At 70.6% G+C, this 20,731-nt stretch carries 13 protein-coding genes and 1 riboswitch; of the genes, 3 read left to right on the top strand and 10 right to left on the bottom strand.

Annotation, left to right across the window (positions count from 1 at the left end):
* Nucleotides 1-108: 108 nt before the first annotated feature.
* A complete protein-coding gene (locus ACQEU1_RS43560) occupies nucleotides 109-1,503 on the top strand; it encodes an amidohydrolase family protein (RefSeq protein ID WP_433216236.1) in 1,395 nt (464 codons plus the stop codon).
* Here the strand turns inward: ACQEU1_RS43560 and ACQEU1_RS43555 are convergent.
* The 3 genes from ACQEU1_RS43555 to ACQEU1_RS43545 all read right to left on the bottom strand — a co-directional run bounded on the left by ACQEU1_RS43555 (nucleotide 1,500) and on the right by ACQEU1_RS43545 (nucleotide 6,283).
* Entirely contained in the window at nucleotides 1,500-2,474 is a 975-nt protein-coding gene (locus ACQEU1_RS43555; RefSeq protein WP_433216233.1) for an alpha/beta fold hydrolase, read from the bottom strand. The genes ACQEU1_RS43560 and ACQEU1_RS43555 overlap by 4 nt on opposite strands.
* 101 nt (nucleotides 2,475-2,575) lie before the next feature.
* Nucleotides 2,576-5,383 carry a LuxR C-terminal-related transcriptional regulator gene (locus tag ACQEU1_RS43550; RefSeq protein ID WP_433216230.1) on the bottom strand — a complete coding sequence of 936 codons (2,808 nt, stop codon included), beginning with the start codon at nucleotides 5,381-5,383 and terminating at the stop codon, nucleotides 2,576-2,578.
* A 39-nt stretch (nucleotides 5,384-5,422) separates the two neighbouring features.
* Entirely contained in the window at nucleotides 5,423-6,283 is an 861-nt protein-coding gene (locus tag ACQEU1_RS43545; protein WP_433216227.1) for a DUF5829 family protein, read from the bottom strand.
* An 83-nt stretch (nucleotides 6,284-6,366) separates the two neighbouring features.
* Here ACQEU1_RS43545 and ACQEU1_RS43540 point away from each other — a divergent pair, with 83 nt between their 5' ends.
* Nucleotides 6,367-7,425 (top strand): hypothetical protein, encoded by a 1,059-nt coding sequence (locus tag ACQEU1_RS43540; RefSeq protein ID WP_433216224.1) that lies wholly within the window; start codon nucleotides 6,367-6,369, stop codon nucleotides 7,423-7,425.
* Here ACQEU1_RS43540 and ACQEU1_RS43535 read toward each other — a convergent pair.
* The 6 genes from ACQEU1_RS43535 to ACQEU1_RS43510 all read right to left on the bottom strand — a co-directional run bounded on the left by ACQEU1_RS43535 (nucleotide 7,406) and on the right by ACQEU1_RS43510 (nucleotide 15,591).
* Nucleotides 7,406-8,107 (bottom strand): MerR family transcriptional regulator, encoded by a 702-nt coding sequence (locus ACQEU1_RS43535; protein ID WP_433216221.1) that lies wholly within the window; start codon nucleotides 8,105-8,107, stop codon nucleotides 7,406-7,408. The genes ACQEU1_RS43540 and ACQEU1_RS43535 overlap by 20 nt on opposite strands.
* A gap of 7 nt (nucleotides 8,108-8,114) precedes the next feature.
* Nucleotides 8,115-9,416 (bottom strand): serine hydrolase domain-containing protein, encoded by a 1,302-nt coding sequence (locus tag ACQEU1_RS43530; RefSeq protein WP_433216218.1) that lies wholly within the window; start codon nucleotides 9,414-9,416, stop codon nucleotides 8,115-8,117.
* A 34-nt stretch (nucleotides 9,417-9,450) separates the two neighbouring features.
* A complete protein-coding gene (locus tag ACQEU1_RS43525) occupies nucleotides 9,451-11,106 on the bottom strand; it encodes a HEAT repeat domain-containing protein (protein ID WP_433216215.1) in 1,656 nt (551 codons plus the stop codon).
* A 23-nt stretch (nucleotides 11,107-11,129) separates the two neighbouring features.
* The gene (locus ACQEU1_RS43520) at nucleotides 11,130-12,818 is read right to left on the bottom strand and encodes a glycosyl hydrolase family 8 (RefSeq protein WP_433216212.1); all 1,689 of its coding nucleotides are present in this window, start codon (nucleotides 12,816-12,818) and stop codon (nucleotides 11,130-11,132) included.
* A gap of 152 nt (nucleotides 12,819-12,970) precedes the next feature.
* Nucleotides 12,971-14,608: a glycosyl hydrolase family 8 gene (locus ACQEU1_RS43515; protein ID WP_433216209.1), complete on the bottom strand. Its 1,638-nt coding sequence runs from the start codon at nucleotides 14,606-14,608 to the stop codon at nucleotides 12,971-12,973.
* A 152-nt stretch (nucleotides 14,609-14,760) separates the two neighbouring features.
* Nucleotides 14,761-15,591, bottom strand: a complete 831-nt coding sequence (locus tag ACQEU1_RS43510) for a patatin-like phospholipase family protein (protein WP_433216206.1) — start codon at nucleotides 15,589-15,591, stop codon at nucleotides 14,761-14,763.
* 64 nt (nucleotides 15,592-15,655) lie between these two features.
* Nucleotides 15,656-15,736: riboswitch (S-adenosyl-L-homocysteine riboswitch) on the top strand.
* 14 nt (nucleotides 15,737-15,750) lie between these two features.
* On the opposite strand from ACQEU1_RS43510, the gene metH reads away from it, so the two are divergent.
* Nucleotides 15,751-19,326: a methionine synthase gene (gene metH, locus ACQEU1_RS43505; RefSeq protein ID WP_433216203.1), complete on the top strand. Its 3,576-nt coding sequence runs from the start codon at nucleotides 15,751-15,753 to the stop codon at nucleotides 19,324-19,326.
* On the opposite strand, the gene ACQEU1_RS43500 is transcribed toward metH, so the two are convergent.
* Nucleotides 19,211-20,674: an RNA-guided endonuclease InsQ/TnpB family protein gene (locus tag ACQEU1_RS43500; RefSeq protein ID WP_433216200.1), complete on the bottom strand. Its 1,464-nt coding sequence runs from the start codon at nucleotides 20,672-20,674 to the stop codon at nucleotides 19,211-19,213. The genes metH and ACQEU1_RS43500 overlap by 116 nt on opposite strands.
* Nucleotides 20,675-20,731 lie beyond the last annotated feature (57 nt).

Here is a 20,731-nt window from a genome sequence, read left to right as displayed (position 1 = left end):
CCACCCGGCCAGGCGCGCTGCACCGGGCAGAGCAACCGCTTTCCGCGCCCGTGACACTCCCCTGACCTCCGGGCGAGCATGACGGCTCCTTCCTGCCTAGGAGGCCGCATGATCAACCGAAGGACCCTCACGAAATCCCTGGGCGCGGCGGCACTCGCCGTGTCGGCCATGCCCGCTACCGCCGACACGAACCGGCGCCGTTACCTCATCCGCGACGGTGCCGTCATCACCGTCGACCCGGTGCTCGGGGTGCTGCCGCGCGCGGACGTCCTGATCGACGACGGCCGGATCGTCGCCGTCGGGCCCGACCTCCCCGCTCGCGGCGCGCAGGTCGTGGACGCGACCGACATGATCGTGATGCCCGGCTTCGTCAACACCCACCACCACATGTGGAGTGCGCTGGGCCGGAATTTCGTGGCCGATGGATTCCCCTACTTCGCGGCCAAGCGGGCCACTTCCACGTTGTACACGGACGTCGACGTGTACCGGAGCGTGCTGCTCGGGCTCGCCGAGCTGGCGAACGCGGGCGTGACGACCGTCCACAACTGGTCCAACAACACCCGGTCGCCCGCGCACGCCGACGCCGAGCTGCGCGCGCATCGGGACGGGTTCCTGCGGGCACGGTTCTCCTACGGGCACGTCGACCAGATGCCTCGGGACGTGCCGATGTCGTTCACGGACGTGGATCGCGTGCGGCAGCAGTACTTCGCGGACGGTTCGTTCGGGCTGGTGCACCTCGGGGTGGCGCTGCGCGGGTTGTCGCAGAGCACCGAACCGGCGTTCTTCGCGGACATGGACGCGGCGGTCGGACGCGGACTGCCGGTCGCGATCCACGCCGGTCAGGCGCCGCCGCGGATCGTGGACGCCGCCGACTACGAACGGCGCGGGTGGCTCGGGCCTCGAACCCTGTTGTGCCACTACGTCACGGCGCTGGACAGCGACATGGAGATCGTCGCCCGCACCAGGACGGGCTTCTCGTGGTCGCCGCACTCGGAGTTCCGGCTCGGCTCCTCGGGCGATCCGCGGTCGGCGTTGCTGCGGTTCCGCCAGGCCGGGGTGCCGGTGTCGTTGTCGTCGGACGCGACGTCGATCGCGCCGTCGGACGTGTTCGAGACCATGCGGCTCGTCTGGAACACCGGCATCCCGTGGGCCGGCACGCCCACCGCGGGCCTGCCCGAGGTGGGGTTCCGCGACGTCCTGGAGATGGCGACCCTGAACGGCGCCCGCGCGCTGGGACTCGGCGACGTCACCGGGTCGATCACGCCTGGCAAGCGCGCGGACGTGATCCTGTTGCGCGCCAACGACATCAACCTCGCACCGGGAGGGTTGATCGAGACGACGGCGGTGCAGGCGAGCACGGCGAACGTCGACACGGTGTTCTCCGACGGCCGGATCATCAAGCGCGGCGGGCGGCTGGTGCACGACGTCGGCCGGATCGTGCGGGACGCGCGGGCGTCGTCGTTGCGGATCCGCCGGGAGGCAGGCGGGATCCTGACGCCCTAGCTGACGTCGAGAACCGCCTTCGTGAACGCCTCCGGTGCTTCCTGCGGCACGTTGTGGCCGATGCCGTCGAGGACGCGGTGCTCGTAACGGCCGCTGAACTGCCCGCGGTACGCGGCCCCGTCCTTGTTGGGGCCGTCGAAGTCACTGGCGATCGTGATCGCCGGAACGCCGATCACGGGCTTGGCCTGCAGCTTGCGCTCCAGGGCGGCGTAGCGGTGCTCGCCCTGCGCGAGCTGCAGGCGCCAGCGGTAGTTGTGGATGACGATCGCGACGTGGTCGGGGTTCTTCCAGGCCGTGGCGCTCTGGGCGTAGGTGGCCTCGTCGAAGTTCCACTGCGGGGAGGCCAGCTTCCAGATGAGCTTGTTGAACTCGTACGAGTTCTGCTCGTAGCCCTGCACACCGCGTTCCGTCGCGAAGTAGTACTGGTACCACCAGCCGAGCTCGGCCTGCGGGGACAACGGTCGCTGGTTCTGCTCGAGGTTCACGACCAGGTAGCCGCTGACCGACACGAGCGTCTTGACCCGCTCTGGCCAGAGGGCAGCGGTGACGCACGCGGTGCGCGCGCCCCAGTCGAAGCCGGCGATGGTGGCCTGGCGGATCTTCAGGGCGTCCATGAAGGCGATGACGTCGGCGGCGAGCGCGGACTGCTGGCCGTTGCGGGTGGTGCTCGCGCGCAGGAACCGCGTCGAGCCGTAGCCGCGCAGGTACGGGACGAGCACCCGGTGGCCCTGCGCGGCCAGGGCGGGGGCGACGTCGACGTAGCTGTGGATGTCGTACGGCCAGCCGTGCAGCAGGATCGTGACGGGGCCGTTCGCAGGGCCCATCTCCGCGTAGCCGATGTCGAGCAGGCCTGCCCTGACCTGCTTGACCGGGCCCCAGGTGGGGGTGGCGTGCGCCGTGGCGGTGGTGACGAGGGGTGCGGCCAGGCCGGCCACGGCGAGTGCCTGGGAGAACTGCCGCCTGCTGATCATGGGGGCGACGGTAGGAGCGTTGTGGGTGGCGTCGCGAGCGTCACGTGACGGTGCCGGGGTACGTCATCGGTCCGCCCCGCCCGCGCAAGCACTTCTCGCCGCTACTCGCCCATCGCTCCCTCCAGCGCTTCCCGCAGTTCCGCGCGAGCCGTCACCCCGAGCTTCGGGAAGATGCGGTGCAGGTGCGTGCTGACCGTGCGGTGCGAGAGGTGCAGGCGTTCGCCGATCTCCTTGTTGGTCAGCCCGTCCGCCGCCAGCCGCGCGATCGTCAGCTCGTGCTCGGTCAGGTCGCCCGAGACGCCCCGCGACTCGCCCGACGCCCGCAGCTCCTCCCGTGCCCGCTCCGCCCAGTCCGTCGTGCCGAACGCCTCGAACGCCTCCGCCGCCGCTTTCAGGTGCGGACGGGCCTGCGCCGCTCGCCGTTGCCTGCGCAGCCACGCCCCGAACGCCAGCCGCACGCGGGCGCGGTCCCACGGCGAGCTCTCGGCGTCCAAGGCCGCCTCGAACGACTCCTCGGGTTCCGGTGCCAGGAGCGCCCGCGCGTACCGCAGGCCCGACGCCAACGCCGGTGAGGTGGTGGCGGTGTCGAGCTCCTCGACGATCTTGCGGGCCTCGTCGGCGTTGCCGCTGCGGGTGGCGGCCTCGGCGAGTTCGGGCAGCACGTACCGGCGCAGCGCCAGCTGGTACGCGGGGTCGGCCGGGTCGTGGACGCGGAGGATCGCGGCGTAGGCGTCGGCGTAGCGGCCCTCGCCCAGGGCGGCAAGGCCGCGGGCGAGTTGGACCGTGGCGAGGACCGGGCGGGCGCCCGCGGCGAGGCCGATGCGTTCGGCCTCGGCGCACAGCGAGGCGCACCGTTCGTAGCAGCCTCGGAGGGCGGCGATCTCGGCCTGCACCGCGAGGGCCAGACCGCGCATGTACGGCTGGCTGGTCTCCTCGGCGAGCAGAGCGGCCTCGCGGGCCAGCGGTTCGGCGAGGTCGCCGAGGCGGGTGCGGCTCCAGGCCTCGACGGCCAGCGCGCGGGCGAGGAGTCCGTACTGGCCCTGGGCCCGGAAGCCGAGTCCGGCGGCGTGCGAGAGACGCACGGAGTCGGCGAACGCGCCCACCTGCAGCGCGGCGCTGCCGAGCAGGCGGAGAGTCGCCGGGTCGTCGGTCGGTGGGCAGGTCGCGCCGACGGCGGGGTCGCCTACACCAGCGGCGGGGTCGCCCACACCTGCGGCGGGAGCGTCCGCACCAGCGGCGGAGGCGTCCACACGGGCGGCGGGAGCGCTCACACCGGCGGCAGGAACGTCCACACGGGCGGCAGGGACGCCCACACCGGCAGCGGGAGCATCTGCACGAGCGGCGGGAGCGCTCACACCGGCGGCAGGAACGTCCACACGGGCGGCAGGGACGCCCACACCGGCAGCGGGAGCGTCCGCACGAGCGGCGGGAGCGCCCGCATCGGCGGCACGAGCGCCCACACCGGCAGCGGAGGCGCCCGCGCCGGTCACCTCGCGCAGGCCCGCCACCACCGCGTCACCTTGCTGCACCGGGCACACGTAGGCGGCCATCGCCAGCATGCGCGGGTCGTGCGGGTCGATCGGCAGGCGGCGGGCGATGGCGGCGATGCGTTCGCGGACGGCCTGGCCCGGTTCCACCCAGAAGCAGCGCATCGCGACGCTCCAGAAGATCCGCAGGCCCAGTTCGACGTCGTCGGCCGCGACAGACTCGGCGAGCCCCACCAGTTCGGCCGGGCCCGCCACGCCCACGCCGTCGTCGAACGCCGTGGGCAGCCACGTCACGAGCGCGCGCTCCCGAGCCGTCAGGTCCAGGCCGCGCAACGAGGTCAGGATGCGGTCGACGTCGTCACGGCGCCCCGCCTCGGCGGCGAGTTCGGCCGCGCGCAACGAACGGCGCACCACCGCGGCCGGATCCCCCAACCCGGCGGCCCGTTCCAGAGCCCGCACGGCCGCCACCGCCCCGCCGCGCGCCAACGCCCGGTCCGCGGTCTTCTCCAGCAGGCACGCCACGTTCTCGTCGGCGCCCGAAGCGGCCTCGGCCAGGTGCCACGCGCGCTGATCCGGTTGCACGGCGGCGAAAGCCAGCCGCCGGTGGGTGTCGCGCACCTCGTCGGCCCCGGCACAGCGCACGACCGCCGACCTGATCAACGGGTGCCGGAACGCGCCGTCCCGCGACACCAGCCGAGCCTCGACGGCGGCGCCGAGCTCAGGACGGACCGGCCCGCCCAAAGCCAAAGACAGCAACGACGAGCGCGACTCGGCGGGCAGCGCCGCACACCGCGCCGCGAACGCCTCCTCCAGCGAGTCACCGCCGAGCGGAAGTTCGCTGAGCGCCAACGGATTGCCCGCCGCCAGCGCGAGCACGACGGATCGGCGTTCAGCACTCAGCGCAGGAGCGACCTCGGCCAGCAAGGAACGAGCGTCATCCGGTGAGAGCGGTTGCAGCGACAGCGTCGGCACTCCCGCGAACACCGGCTCCCGCGCCACCACGACGAGCGCCGAACCGGTCAGGCGGCGTGCCACGAACCCGAGCACGTCCTGGCTCGCCTGGTCCAGCCACTGCGCGTCGTCGACCAGCACCACGCAGCGGGAGGCCGACAGCACGTCCAGAGCCGCGAGCCCGACCAGCTGCAACGGCGGCACCGGACCGTCTGACAGTCCGAACACGACCTCCAGCGCCGCGCGCCGCACACCGGGCACCGCGGACAGGTCGAGGAACGGGTGCAGCACCTGGTGCAGGCCCGCGTAGGGCAGGTCCTGCTCGGCCTCCACGCCGGTGACCAGGTGACCGTCGAGCGTGGCCAGCAACGCCGACTTGCCCACGCCCGGCTCTCCGGCGATCAGCAACGACCCGCCGGAGCGTGCCAGCGCGGCCAGCCGTTCCCGTTCCCGCTCCCGCCCGACGAGCACCCCGACACCCCGATCGTTGGTCCGTTGGGACCAAGGGTGTCAGAACGTCCACACCGCGCGCTTGCCCGGCCCCACGACCAGCGTCGACGTGCCCAGCTGCTCGACGTGCCGCGCCACCGGGCGGTTGAGCTCGAACTCGACGCGCTTCAGCCCGGTCCGCGTCGAGGGCACCGCCTCGAACCGCAGGGTCGTACCTCCGCGCGACGCCACGACCGAGTCGCCGTCCGTCCGCACCGAGAAGCCGCCGACCCGCAGGAACGGCATGGTGTCCCTCAGGTCGGACGCGGTGACGTCGAACTGCATGAGCGTGATGTCGCGCATCAGCTTCCGCTTGTAGGTGTCCGGCAGGTAGCGCTCCCTGCTGACGTCGCCGGGGAACCTCGGCGGGCCCACCTCGGCGCGCGGGTCCTCCAGGTACTCGTCGCGGTACTCCATCGCCCACGTGCCGAACCGCTCGTAGGTCTCGTGCAGGAACAACGCGTCGAACCACGGCACGTGCACGCCGTCGCCGAAGTCGCGGGTCTGGGTGAACTCGATCGGGTTCGACCCCGCCGCCGTCAGCTTCGCCTGGAGCTTCTCGATGTCCCCGTCGTGGTCCGTCGACAGCGCGAGCCCCGCCCCTCCCGGCTCGCCGTCCTTGCCGGGCACGTCACCGGGTCCGAAGACCTCCATGTAGCTCAGGTGGCCCCGCAGGTAGCGGCCTGTCCACGACCGGCCGTCCGCGCCTGTCGTGGTGCGCACCTCGAAGTCCGCGAACTCCTTGAGGTACGCCGAGTGCTCCACCGCGTCCGCGGTGGCGCGGTCGTACGTTCCCCACGCGTGGTTGTAGTACAACAACTGCCGCTCTCCCGCCTGCGCCGGTCCCGCGCCGGACACGACCAGAACTACAGCCAAGATCATGCAAGAAACACGTCGGATCCCCATAGATTTGATCGTAAAACGGTCACGCTCAAGCCAGACTCAAGCCGCACAAGGGGGACTTCGTGGTCGCACGGTGGACGGTTCTCGCTCCGCTGCTCCAGGCCGTCACCGCGGGCCGTGACCTGCTGGACGACACGATCAGCCGGCTCACCCCCGACGCCGTGACGGACGCGCTGCTGGCCGAGATCGGGGAGCACGACGTCCGGCTCGACCTCACCTTCGCCGGCCGCACCACCTCCCACCTGCGCACCGACTCCGACGTGACGGTCTCGCTCGACCTCGCCGACGCCGTGCGCGGCCTCTACGGCACCGGCGAACGGCCGTGGCCGAGCCTCGCCGTCCGCACGCCCGACCCCGAGCTGGACGAGCGCGGTGTCGCGGGCTGGTTCCACCGCCGCAAGGGCCTCGCGGACGCCGTGCAGCAGCTGCTGTCCGCGCTGCGGCCCGGCCGGCGCGACCTCGGTGAGCTGGCCGTGGAGTTCGGGTCGGACAAGTGGGGCGACCTGCACTGGTACACGCAGCACTACGAACGGCACTTCGCGCGCCTGCGCGACGAACCGGTGAAGGTGCTGGAGATCGGCATCGGCGGCTGGGAGTCCCCCGACAGCGGCGGCGGGTCGCTGCGGATGTGGCAGCGGTACTTCCGGCGCGGCCTGATCCACGGCCTCGACATCGTGCCCAAGACCGTCACCGGCCCGCGGATCACGGCGATCCAGGGCGACCAGTCCGACGCGGGGTTCCTCGACCGGCTGGGCCGCGAGCTCGGGCCGTTCGACGTGGTGATCGACGACGGCAGCCACTTCAACGATCACGTGCGCACGTCGTTCCACGCGCTGTTCCCGCACGTCCGGGCCGGTGGCCTCTACGTCGTGGAGGACCTGCAGACCGCGTACTGGCCGAGCTGGGGCGGGCACCCGGACGCGCCCGCTGGCACGTCGATGGGCCTGCTGAAGTCCTTTGTGGACGGCCTGAACCAGGCGGAGGTGCGCGACCCCGGCGGTCAGGGCTCCTACCTGGAACGCAACATCAGCGGCATCTCGTTCCACCACAACATCGCGTTCGTGGAGAAGGGCCGCAACGACGAGCAGGGCGGCCCGGCGTTCATGCGGACGCTCTACTGAGCGCGTCCCAGGCAGGCGAGGAGGCGCCGGCGGCGGCCATCGCCAGCGCCGTGATCTCCGGGTCCGCCACCGGCATCTCCGGCCTGTCCGCGAGCCACGCGGCCGCCCGCCTCGCCAGCGCGGGCAGCCGCGGGTCGTCCGGCGCGAACCCGAACGCCTCGTCGTAGGCCAGGTAGATCCGCTGGAACTCGGGGTCCGCCAGCGACTCCAGCTTGTCGTCGAGCCAGATCGCCGCCTCGTCCGGTGCGACGGCCTGCATCAGCACCCAGACCTCGCGTTCCATCCGCAGGCCGCGGTCGCTGACCCCCAGCTCCCGCAACAGGTCCAGCAGCGCGACGGCCTTCGGGTCCACGACCAGCGCGTCTCCCGCCTCGAGCCGCACGACCCGTGCGCGTGCCTGCCGGATCTCCTCCTCACGGCGGCGCAACGCCTCGTCGATCTCGCTGATCGCCGCCGCGAACTCGTCGGAGTCGGCGACCAGCAGTTCCTTGACGCGGGCGAGCGGCACGCCGGCCTCGGCGAGCGTGCGGATCTTGACCAGGTCGACCGCGTCCTGGGCGGAGTAGCGCCGGTAGCCGGAGTGGTCGCGCTCGGGTTCCGGCAGCAGCCCCACCTTGTGGTAGTGCCGCACCGCCTTGATCGTCACGCCCGCGTACCGGGCCAGCTGGCCGATCGTGATCACCGCGGCATCATCGCACCCGGCCGAACATGCGTCCGGCGAGATCGACGCCGACGATCACGCCGTCCGCGTCGCGGGTGAAGAACCCGCGCTGCCCGCTGAACGCTCCGCCGGTGATCACGTACTCGTCGCGCGGCAGCAGTCCCATCGGGAACGGCGCGTGGTCGGCCGGCAGCTCCATCTCGGCGGACGCCCGGATCTCCGGCCGGATCAGCACCTCCAGCACCAGCCCGCCTTCGTCCTGAATGGACATAACCATCGCGTCGTTGTCATACCCGCCAACGACTTCAGCCGCCTTCCCCGCGTCGTACGGCAACGGCTCGGGGTCGCGGTCCAGCAACCCGGCGTGGTCCTGCAGCGCCTGCCGCACCACGGCCTGGTTGAACGGGATGCCGTCGGGGCCCTGGTTCGCGACCGACACCACCGCGAACCCTCGTGAGGGCACGATCAGCAGTTCGGCGAACTGCCCGTTGGACGAGCCGCCGTGCCCGATCGCCTGCACGCCGTCGATCTCGCGCAGGAACCAGCCGACCCCGATCGCGTCGCCGAGGTTGCTGCCGCGCAGCACCGCCGTGGGCACGCGCATCGCCGCGAGATCGATCCCGTCACCGTCACCGAGGTGGAACCGCGCCCAGGCCAGCAGATCCGCGACCGAGGCCGCGATGCCACCACCGGGGTTGTTGGCGCGCCAGTGCCGCCACGGCCGCGCGACCTCGCCCTTCTCGTGCCCGACGGCGAACCGGCGGGTCATCACCGCGTCCCGGTCGAAGTGCGTGCCGCCGAGCCCGAGCGGCTCCAGCAGCAACGACGCCATCGCCTGCTCGTAGGTCTGCCCGGTGACGTTCTCGATGATCCGCCCGGCCAGGTTGAAGCCGGACTGGCTGTAGGACGGCCGCTCCCCCACCTCGCCGATGAGCGTGAGCGTGGCGAGCTCGCCGACGTGCCGGCGCAACGCGTCGTCGCCCTCGCCGGTGTCGACGAGCGTGCCCCAGTCGAGGCCGGACGTGTGGTTCAGCAACTGGCGGACGGTGAACTCGCGGTCGTCGAGCAGCTTCAACTCCGGCACGTACCGACGCACCGGAGCGTCCAGCTCGACCCGGCCCTGCGCGACCAGCCGCATGATCGCGGTGGCGGTGTAGGTCTTGGTGACCGAGCCGAGCAGGAAGAGCGTGTCCTCCGTGACCGGCAACGGGTTCTCGACGCTGGTCACGCCGTGGGTGAGGTAGTGCGCGCGGCCGTCGTGGAAGACACCGACGGCGGCGCCGGGGATGGCGAAGCGGGCGGCGGTCTGGGCGATGAAGTCGTTGTCCATGCCCATACCCTCGAACCTTGACCCAGGGTCAAGGTCAAGCGGTGTCTCCGAGAAGTTCCAGCGCGGCCTTCGCGGCGGAGGAGACCCTCGGGTCCGGATCGGCCAGCGCCAGGCGGAGGTGCATCGCGCCCTCGGGGTCGCGCCGCCGGCCGAGCGCCTGCACGGCACGGGTGCGCACCATCGCGTCGCCGTCCCTGGTCCCGTCGAGCAGGGACCTGAGGTGCCACTCCGGCTTGTGCCCGAGCAACCACATGTACGCGCGCCGGACGCGGGGATCGTTGCCGTAGGACCACAGCTGAGGTCCCTCGATGCGAGCCAGGCCCCGGCCGGCGGCGTGCCGCGCGGCCTTCTCGTGGTGGTGGAGGAACAGGTGCCACAACGTCGGCACCGCCCTGGGGTCGCCGAGGCGGGCCAGCGCGGCCGCCGCCACCGCCGCGTTCCCGGTGTCGCACAGGCGGATCAGCGTGGTCACCGCCCGCTCGTCGGCGTGCCGCGCGAGCACGCGGGCGGCGCGGTTCCGCACCCGCACGCTCGGGTCGTCGCACGCCGCCATCGCCACGGCGACGACGTCCGCCCCGCCGGTTCTGCCGAGCGCCAGCAACGCCTCCTCCCGCACCCGCGGTTCGGCGTGCGCGACCGCCAGGTCCGCCAGGGCCGGCCCCGCCTCCGGGGAGCCGATCCGCCCCAGCGCCTGGATCTGCTGCACCGGCGTCTCCGCGGTCCGCGCGCTCGCGCACAACGCGCCCACGGCCTCCGCGGCCCGCAGCTCGCCCAGCGCGAACGAGGCCTCGTGCTGCCACTCGGGATCGGACAACACCTCGATCATCCGGGGCGTCACGGCCGCGGCGTTGCGGTGCAACCAGGACCGGTCGGTGCGCCACGGCGGGTCCATCGGGGTGAGCACCTGGTCCCGCAACGCGGCCTCCGCCGCCTCACCGCCGATCTCGGTGAGCCTCGCCACCGCCTGGCAGCGGACCCAGCGCCACCGCACCTCGGGCCTGCGCACGATCGACCCCAGCACCTCGATCTCCTCCGGGGTGCCCTCCCCGGCCAGGTGGTCGAGCGCCAGCCTCGCCGCGTGGGGTTCGCCGGTGGCCGCCTTGACCAGCACCCGTTCGCGGTCCAGCAACCCGGCACCGCGGGCGGCCAGCACCGCGACGGCCGCCTCCCAGTCGTCCTCCGAGTCCCACCACCGCTCGGCGAGCGCGGCGACCTCCGGGGTGTCGAGGCCGGTCGGCAGGCAGAGCAGCCCGTAGATCTCCCCGCGCACGTCCGGATCGGCTTCCGCGCGGTAGTCGGCGAGGAGTTTCGGCAGCCTCCGCACGTCCAGCGGCTCGGCAGGCCGCTGCGGGGTCTTCTGCCGACCGCGAAGCCCGTCGGCCTCCAGCGCGTCGCGCACCAGTTCCTCGTCGCGCCGCACACGGGCGGACGCGGGCTTCGACCAGCCACGTACCGTCTGGAGCGCGTCCACCACCTGCACGACCCTCAGCGGCACGCCCTCGTGCAGCAGGTCGGCCCCGGTCCGGGGGGCCTCGTGCAGCCACGCGGCCTGGGTCGCCGCCCAGCCGCCACCACGTTCCTCGACGGCGCGCGCGACCCGTTCCAGCCGGTCCAGGAGCAGCTCCCCGGTGTACTGGAGCTGCCCCCGGTGGATCCGCTGGGCGATGCGACGAGCTCTTGCTGTCCCCATCGCACCATTTGATCCTCTGGCGGCTACGGGATCCAGTGGTTTCCGGACACCGTGATCATCACCTGCAGCTGGATGCTCGCGCCGAAGTACGTGTCGGTCGAGATCGGCGTGGCCAGCATCTTGGTCCACAACGCGTCGAGCCAGGCCTGGCTGCCCGCGTCGGTCGTGGCGGCGACGGCGAACGGCGCGACGAACGCCGCGTCGGTGCCGCTCTGGACCTGCGTGCCGTTCAGCTGGTAGCCGACGCCGATCTTGTTCGGGTCGCCGCCGGTCTTGCTCCTGATCCAGGAGTTCATCTTGCGCGCGGCCGCCAGCGACTTCGCGTCGCCGGTGAGGGCGGCGTCCGCGCCGATGCGCCACGGGTCGCGGCACGCGTTGTACCAGTACTTGCCGTCGTACTCGTCCTCTTCGAGCACCTTGCCGACGGCGGGCTTGGGCGTGCTGTTGGTGTCCTGCACGAAGTCCGGCAGCAGGCCGGTGCTCGGCGCGTACTTCGACTGGAGCTGGGCGATCAGGTCCTGGTGCTTGGTGCGGATGGTGTCCCAGGCGCCGTCGCCGGTGGCGGTGCGGAACGCGCGGAAGTGGTCCGGCATCCAGTCCGACGACCTCGACCCGTAGTACTTCCTGCTGTCGCCGGGGCCGGACCAGTCGCCCATCAGCAGCAGGTTCGTGGTGGGATTGACGAGGCTCTTCTTGATCGCGTTGATGTTCTTGACCGCGATCTGCCTGTAGTTGTACGTGCCGGTGCTGCCCCACTGCCTGTCGGCGAGCAGCAGTCCGTACGCGGTGTCCATGTCGCCGTCGGTGGCGCTGTCGCTGCCGTTGACGCTCCGGCACGCGGTGTCCTGTTCGGACGCCAGCAGGTCGGGGTTGTTCACCGACGGGTGCGCGAGCTTGTACTTGAGCAGGCCGTCGAAGATCTTCTTCGCGTCCGGGTCGGCGCCCGCCATCTGCGCGGTGATCACCATGCCGTAGCCCTGCGCCTCGGCCACGTAAGGGAACTTCGCGTCCGGCGAGATGACCTGGTACCAGCCGTTGCCGCAGTTCTGCTTGACGAACGCGGCCTTCCACTTCTGGTAGTAGTCGACGACCTCGGCGTCCAGAGTGGACGTGCTGCCGGACGGGCGGAGCGTGCCCGCCGCGTACGGGGACTTCCTGCTGCCGAACGGATAACCCAGTCCGTTCGGAGGCGGTGTGGTGGTGGTCGTGGTGGTCGTCGTCGGCGGCGGGGTGCCTCCGGCGACGCCGTAGACCTCGAACTCCCACAGCGAGTAGCCGTACGCGGTGCCGCGCGCCGTTCCGTAGACCCGGACGTAGCGCCCCGAGCCGGACAGCGTCAGGTCGTCGGTGCCGCCGTCACCGCTGCTCGTGGTGAACACGTCGGTCCACGCCGAGCCGTCGGCCGAGGTCTGGACCCGGTACGACCTCGCGTACGCGGCCTCCCAGCTCAGCTTGACGCGACTGATGGAGTGCGCCGAGCCGAGGTCGACCCGCAGCCACTCGGGGTCGTGCCCTTCGACCGAGGCCCAGCGGGTCGACGCGCTGCCGTCGACCGCCTTGCCCGCCTCGAACCCGCTGCCCTCGACGGACGAGGCCGTGACGGCCTTGCCGCGCGAGACCAGCGGATCCGCCGCCGACGCGATGGTTGTTCCGGCGACGAGGAGGCCGAGCACGAGCCCGGCCGCCCCGAATGCCGTCTTTCTGCCGCCCACGACCGCCTCCAGCAATTGGTTAACAAAACTGCCAATGCGAGTGGAGGGGACGGTAGGCAGGCGTCTGCGCAGCTCACAAGAGGTACGGCCCAGTGTTGCGCGTTCGGACAGCACGGCCGGCGAGACCCGGAACAGCCCCGCCGGCCGTCAGGTCACGGCACCCAGTGGTTGCCGGTGACCGTGATCATCACCTGCAGCTGGATGCTCGCGGAGAAGTAGCTGCCGCCGTCGACCGGCGTCTGCACCATCTTGTTCCACAACGCGTCCAGCCACGCCTGGCTGCCCGAGTCGGTCGCCGCGACCACCGCGAACGGCGCGAAGAACGCGGCGGCACTGCCACCGGAGATCTGCGTGCCGTTGAGCTGGTATCCCATCGCGATGTTGTTCGGGTTACCGCCGGTCTTGGCCTTGACCCACGTGTTGAGCTTGCGGGCCGCCGCCAGCGACTGCGGGTCCCCGCTGGTCACCGCGTCCGCGCCGATGCGCCACGGCACGCGGCAGGCGTTCCAGTAGTACCTGCCGTCGTTGACGCTCTCCAGCACCTGCCCGGCAGGCGGCCGCGGCGAGGAGTTCGTGTTCTCCACGAAGTCCGGCAACAACCCCGTCCCCGGCGCGTAGTTCTGCTGGAGCTGCGCGATCACGTTCTGGTGCGCGCCGCGAATCGTGTCCCACGCCCCGTCCCCGGTCGCCTTCCGGAACGCCCGGAAGTGGTCGACCATCCAGTCCGAGGACCGCGACAGGTAGTAGTACTGGTCCCCCGCGCTCGACCAGTCCCCCAGCTTCAGCAGGTTGGTCTGCGGGTTCACCTCGCTCGCCTTGATGGCGTTGATGTGCCGGACCGCCAGCTGCTTGTAGTTGTAGGTCCCGGCGGAACCCCACTGCCGATCGGCGAGCAGCAGCCCGTAGGCCACGTCCATGTCGCCGTCGGTGGCACCGTCACCGCCGTTGACGCTGCGGCAGTTCACGTCCTGCTCCGCGGCCAGCAGGTCCCGGTTGATCGAGGACGGGTGGTCGATCTTCCACTTGACCAGCCCGTCGAAGATCTTCCTGGCGTCCGGGTCGGCCCCGGCCATGGTCGCGACCACGACCATGCCGTACCCCTGCGCCTCGGCCACGTACGGATGGTCGGCATCGGGCGAGATCACCTGGTACCAACCGTTGCCGCAGTTCTGCCGGACGAAGGCGTTCTTCCAGCGCTGGTAGTGGTCCACCACCTGAGCGTCCACAGTGGACGTGCTGCCGGACGGCCTCAGCATCCCGGCCGCGTACGGCTGCTGCCGGCTGCCGAACGGCACCGCGACCCCGGTGGGCGGCGGTGTGCCGTCCCCGACGCCGTAGACCTCGAACTCCCAGAGCGAGTAGCCCCACTCCGTACCGCGAGCGGTACCCAGCACCCGCACGTACCGGCCGCTGCCGGACACGGTCAGGTCGTCGACGCCACCGTCCCCGGTGCTGGTGGTGAACACGTCGTTCCACGCGCCACCGTCAGCGGAGGTCTGCACCCGGTACGCCCTGGCGAACGCCGCCTCCCAGCTCAGCCGCACGCGACTGACCGAGTGCGCCGAGCCGAGGTCGACCCGGACCCACTCCTGGGCGGTGCCGAGCGCCGAGGCCCACCGCGTACCGGCGTCGCCGTCCACGGCCTTGTCCGGCTCGTACCCGGACGCCTCCACCGACGACGCCGTGACCGCCTTGCCGCGGGAGACCAGGGGATCCGCCGCCGAAGCGCTGGTCGTCCCTGCCGCCAGGAGCACCAATGCCAGCGCTCCCACCATCAATCTGCTGCTCACAACCACCTCTAGCCCATTGGGTAACAAAGCTGCCTGATCGCAGACGGGCGCAGATTAGGCGGCAGGTCACCAACGGACAAGAGGTACCAACCACTTGTCCAGGACAAATCGGGACCGGGACGAGTTCCGGACGTTCCGGCACCGGGGGCCGGTCAGCCCCAGACCTCGCGCACCGCCTCGACCACGGTCCCGGCCTGCGCGTACCCGGCCTCGGCAGCAGGCCGCCGCCGGGCGGGGTCCAGCAGGTTCGACCCGATGGCGGCCAGCGCGGCCCGATCCGGACTGACCACGATCGACGGCACCCCGAGCTTCGCGGCCTGAGCACCAGGCGAAGCCGCGGCACTGGCGGCCCGGGTCAGCGGCGCCACGACCACGACCCGCTCGTACCCCTTGGCGAGGTCGACGTTGGCCACAGACCGCATCCCGCCGTCCATGTACCTGCTCCCGTTGACGCTGACCGGCGGCCAGACCAGCGGCACGGCACAACTGGACGCGACGGCCTTCACCAGCGGCACCCCGCTGTCCCGGTCGAACGCCACGAACTCCCCGCTGACCGCGTCCACGGCCGTGACCTTGAGCGCACGCGACGGCCAGTCCTTAATGGACAGACGAGAGTCGAACACCGCGAGCCGGGACTCCTCGGACGGCGTCCGGGCCTTCAAGGCGGCCCGCCCCAGCCGAGCCCTCTTCTGGGCCGAAGTCCCCGGCAGGACGTAGGAAAGCGCGTACCGCACCACCATCCAGGACGTCAACCGAGCCGGGATCTCCCCGTCCGGCGGCAACAGCTGACCGGCGTACAGGTCGGCCAGCACCCCGCCCCCGGCCAGTTCGGTGGCCACCACGGACCCCGCCGAGGTCCCCACGAACAGATCGGCCGAGGACAGGTCGACCCCCTGGGAGGCCAGTCCGTGCAGAATCCCGGTCTCCCAGGCGATCCCGGTGACACCACCGCCACCCAGCACCAACGCGCGTTTTCCGGTCACGACGACCATCCTATGGAGTGAGACGGTTTCCTGACGTTTGGTCCAGATTGGTAGCCTTGCGGTTGAAACCGAGAAGCGCTGCAACGGGCCAGCAAGCCTGCCACGCTCGGATTCGTTCCACCACGAACAAGGGCGCTTCCGGACTTTTCGGGAGCGCGCGTGAGTGGACTCAAGTCCTTGCTGGACCAGCGGATCGCCGTGCTGGACGGTGCCTGGGGCACCATGTTCCAGCAGGCCAAGCTCGCGCCGGGTGACTACTACGGCACCGAGTACGCCGACCACGTCCCCGACGTCGCGGGTGACCCGGACCTGCTGAACCTCACCCGCCCCGACCTGGTGCTGGACGTCCATCGGCAGTACCTGCGGGCCGGCGCGGACATCACGACCACCAACACGTTCACCGCCACCTCGATCGGCCAGGCCGACTACGGGCTGGAGCACAAGGTCCGCGAGATGAACATCGCCGGCGCCAGGCTCGCCCGGCAGGCCGCGGACGAGTTCGGCGGCAGGTTCGTGGCCGGGTCGGTCGGACCGCTCAACGTCACGCTCAGCCTGTCCCCCAAGGTCGAGGACCCCGCGTACCGGGCCGTCACGTTCGAGCAGGTGAAGGCCACCTACGTCGAGCAGATCGACGCGCTCCGCGAGGGTGGCGTCGACCTGCTGCTGATCGAGACGATCTTCGACACGCTCAACTGCAAGGCCGCCATCGCCGCCGCCCGCGAGGTGGCGCCCGAGCTGCCGCTGTGGATCTCGGTCACGATCGTCGACCTGTCCGGCCGCACGCTGTCCGGCCAGACCGTCGAGGCGTTCTGGGACTCGATCGCGCACGCGAAGCCGCTGGTCGTCGGCGTGAACTGCTCGCTGGGCGCCGAGGAGATGCGGCCGCACGTCACGGACCTCGCGCGGCTCGCGGACACCTACGTCGCCTGTCACCCGAACGCCGGGCTGCCCAACGCGTTCGGCGGCTACGACCAGACGCCGGACGAGACCGCGGCCCTGCTGAAGGACTTCGCGGGCAACGGCATCGTCAACGTCGTCGGCGGCTGCTGCGGCACCTCCCCCGCGCACATCAAGGCCATCGCCGAGGCCGTCAAGGACGAGACCAGCCGCTCGGTGCCCGACGGACGCCACACCACCCGGTACAGCGGCCTGGAGACGTTCGAGATCGGCCCCGACACCGGGTTCGTGATGATCGGCGAGCGCACCAACGTCACGGGCTCCGCCAAGTTCCGCAGGCTGATCGAGGGCGACGACCACAACGCCGCCCTCACCGTGGCGCTGGACCAGGTGCGCGGCGGCGCGAACCTGCTCGACGTCAACATGGACGCCGACCTGCTCGACGGCGAGCAGGCGATGACGACGTTCCTCAACCTCATCGCCACCGAGCCGGAGATCGCCCGCATCCCGGTGATGATCGACAGCTCCCGCTGGTCCGTGCTGGAGGCCGGGCTGCGCTGCGTGCAGGGCAAGGGCGTGGTCAACTCGATCAGCCTCAAGGAGGGCGAGGAGCCGTTCCTGCGGCAGGCCCGCACGATCCGCGACTACGGCGCCGGTGTCGTCGTGATGGCGTTCGACGAGACGGGCCAGGCCGACACGACCGACCGCAAGGTCGAGATCTGCGCGCGGGCGTACGACCTGCTCACGCAGAAGGTCGGCTTCCCGGCCGAGGACATCATCTTCGACCCGAACGTGCTGGCGGTCGCGACGGGCATCGAGGAGCACAACGGCTACGCCAAGGCGTTCATCGACGCCCTGCCGCGGATCAAGGAGCGATGTCCCGGGGTCCGCATCAGCGGCGGCATCTCGAACCTGTCGTTCTCCTTCCGTGGCAACGACGTGGTCCGCGAGGCCATGCACTCGGCGTTCCTGTTCCACGCCGTCAAGGCCGGCCTCGACATGGGCATCGTCAACGCGGGCCAGCTCGTCGTCTACCAGGACATCAAGGCCGACCTGCTCGAACTGGTCGAGGACGTCATCTTCGACCGCCGCGACGACGCGACGGACCGGCTCGTCACGCACGCCGAGACCGTCAAGGGCCCCGGCCAGAAGCGCGTGGTCGACCTGTCGTGGCGCGAGGCCCCGGTCGCCAAGCGCCTGGAGCACGCGATCCTGCACGGCGTCGTCGACTTCATCGAGGACGACACCGAGGAGGCCCGCCAGGCGCTGCCGAGGCCCCTCGACGTCATCGAGGGCCCGCTGATGGACGGCATGAAGGTCGTCGGCGACCTGTTCGGCGCCGGCAAGATGTTCCTGCCCCAGGTCGTGAAGAGCGCCCGCGTGATGAAGCGCGCGGTCGCGTACCTGGAGCCGTTCATGGACGCCGAACCGAAGGCGACCGCCGGCGGCAACGGCAAGGTCGTGCTCGCCACGGTCAAGGGCGACGTCCACGACATCGGCAAGAACATCGTCGGCGTGGTGCTGGGCTGCAACAACTACGAGGTGATCGACCTCGGCGTGATGGTGCCCGCCGCGAAGATCCTCGACACGGCCATCAAGGAGCACGCCGACGTCATCGGCCTGTCCGGGCTGATCACGCCGTCGCTGGACGAGATGGTGTCGGTCGCCGAGGAGATGCAGCGGCGCGGCATGAAGGTGCCGCTGCTGATCGGCGGCGCGACGACCTCGAAGCAGCACAACGCCGTGAAGATCGCCCCGGTCTACGACGAGCCGGTCATCCACGTGCTGGACGCGTCCCGGGTCGTCGGCGTCGTCTCCGACCTGCTGGACGACAAGCGCGCGCACGACCTGAACCTCTCGAACCGCGCCGAACAGGCCCGGTTGCGCGAACAGCACGAGAACCGCAAATCGGTTCCGCTGCTCAAGCTAGAAGACGCGCGCGCGAACTCGGAGAAGGTGGACTTCTCGGAAACGCCGACCCCGGAATTCACCGGAACCCGCGTGATGACGCCGACGCTCACCGAACTGCGCGAGTTCATCGACTGGACGTTCCTGTTCCTCGCCTGGGAGGTCAAGGGCAAGTTCCCCGCGATCCTGGAAAACCCGGTCGCGCGCGAACTGTTCGACGACGCGACGGCGTTGCTGGACGAAATCATCGCGGGTGAGCTGTTCGAGGCGAAGGGCGTGTACGGCTACTGGCCCGCGCATTCCGACGGCGACGACATCCTGCTCGACAACGGCGTGCGAATCCCGATGCTGCGCCAGCAGACGCAGAAGCCGTTGTCGCGCCCGAACCGGTGCCTCTCCGACTACGTGGCCCCGGAGGGCGACCACATCGGCGGGTTCGCGGTGACGATCCTCGGCGCGGAGAAGCTGGCCGCGAAGTACGAGGCCCAGAACGACGACTACCGCGCCATCATGGTGAAGGCGCTGGCAGACCGGCTGGCCGAGGCGTTCGCCGAGTGGATCCACCTGCGCGCGCGGCGCGACTGGTTCGAGCCGGACGCCCAGCCGGAGCTCGCCGAGCTGCACGCCGAGAAGTTCCGCGGCATCCGCCCGGCGCTCGGCTACCCGGCCTGCCCCGACCACACCGTGAAGCGCGAGCTGTTCGACCTGCTGGACGCGGAACGGCAAATCGGGATCGGGCTCACTGAATCGTTTGCGATGAACCCGGCGGCGAGCGTGAGCGGCCTGATCTTCCAGCACCCGGAGGCGAAGTACTTCACCGTCGGGCGCCTCGGCCGCGACCAGGTCGAGGACTACGCGAACCGGTACGGCAAGCCGCTCGCCGAAGTCGAGCAGTGGCTGCGCCCGAATCTCGGGTACGAACCCGCCTGATCGGTTCCGCGACGTGAAAGCGCTTGCCGGTATCGGCGGGCGCTATGCCGGCGTCCGGGTGGGTTACCGCTTCACCGCGCGCTGCCGGCACGAGTGCAGGTCTTACGCACGCTCCACGGTCGTTGAAGTCCGCCTGCCCGGCGGCCTTGATGTTCTTCGCGGCGTTGACGTCACGGTCGTGCTCCGCTCCGCAGGAGCAGGTCCACGACCGGACGTCCAGCGCCAACCTCTCGTTGACACGCCCGCAACCCGAGCACATCCGGGTGGAAGGGAAGAACCGGCCCACCCGGCCGAAGGTGCGCCCGTACCGAGCCGCCTTGTACTCCAGCATGCCGATGAACGCCGCCCACCCGGCGTCGTGCACCGATGTGGCGAGCCTGGTCCGGCTCAGACCGACGACGCACAGGTCCTCGACGTACACCGCTTGGTTGTCGCGGATGATCGTCGTGGACAGCTTGTGCTGCCAGTCCCGTCGGGTGTCAGCCACCCGTGCGTGGGCGCGGGCCACCTTGACCACGGCCTTCTTGCGACGGTTGCTGCCTCTCGTCTTGCGCGACAGAGCTTGTTGGAGGCGCCTGAGCTTGCGGGCCGACCGGCGCAGGAACTTCGGAGCGGCGACCTTCGCGCCGTCCGACAGCACCACGAAGTGGATCAGGCCCAGATAGATGCCGACCTCGGATTCGATCGCGGGCAGGGTCTCGTCGTCCGCCGCCTGGACGACGAACGAGGCGAAGTACCGGCCCGCGGCGTCTTTGACGATCGTCACGGACGAGGGGTCTGAGGGCAGAGGCCGCGACCAGCGGACTTCCAGGGCGCCGATCTTCGGCAGCCGCAGGTGTCCGTTGTCCAGGATCTTGAAGCACGAGTTCTTCGTGAACCGGATGGACTGCCGGTTGTCCTTGCGAGACCGGAACCGGGGATGAGCGACTTCTCCGCCCTTGCGCTTGCCCGTGACCGAGGCGAAGAAGTGACGATACGCCGTGTTCAGATCGGCCAGCGCTTGCTGCAACACCACGGTCGACACGTCGCCGAGCCACGCCCGTCGGGCTGTGCGTTTGGCTTCCGTGATCAGGCGGCGGGACAGTTCCCTGTCCGAGACGTACTTCTCGCCTGCCTCATAAGCCTGCTGTCGCAGCCTCAGTCCGTCGTTGAACACCACACGCGCGCATCCGAACGCCCTGGCCAGTTCGATCTGCTGACCGGGAGACGGATAGACGCGGAAGTTGTGCCGGAGGTGCACGACCCTAAGCGTAACCATGCGATTTCGTGACGAATCAGCGGGACCGAGCGATTCGACAACCGAACCCGCACCGCCGAACCAACCCGGACCACGCGCTGCCCCACTCATTGGCAGGCCTTCCAATGCTCGTCCACCGCACCGCGGTTGAGGTCGGAGCGGCGGTCC

Origin of the sequence: Lentzea sp. CA-135723, from assembly GCF_050936595.1 — a bacterium.
Taxonomy (GTDB): Bacteria; Actinomycetota; Actinomycetes; order Mycobacteriales; family Pseudonocardiaceae; genus Lentzea.
The sequence above is the reverse complement of the archived record's forward strand: the minus strand, read 5'-3'. Positions and strand labels throughout refer to the sequence as shown.